Here is a 268-nt window from a genome sequence, read left to right on the forward strand (position 1 = left end):
CAGGGATTGCAGGTCGGCCCGGCCCACCGTGTACTTATAGGTGGGGCCGTTGACCACGCCTTGATAACCAACGAGCTTGTCCAAGGCGGGAATATCGAACAGCTCCTTGCCAGTGGGCGGGCCCGCGGCCGGCGAGGCATTGTTGCCGGGCTGGGCAGCCGTTGCGCCCCCGCTCGGCTGGGGCTGGTTGGCCGGCAGCAGCTTGGAGTCTTTGAGCGCCGCGGCGAACTTCTTGGCCAACTCGGCGGGGCTGCACATGCCGTGGATG

At 67.2% G+C, this 268-nt stretch carries 1 pseudogene; it reads right to left on the reverse strand.

Annotated elements, in window-relative coordinates:
- A pseudogene (locus tag ACP7AJ_RS21225) lies at window positions 1–268 on the reverse strand (DUF1259 domain-containing protein); the annotation flags it as partial.

Source organism: Hymenobacter sp. B1770 (assembly GCF_049896385.1).
Classification (GTDB): Bacteria; Bacteroidota; Bacteroidia; order Cytophagales; family Hymenobacteraceae; genus Hymenobacter.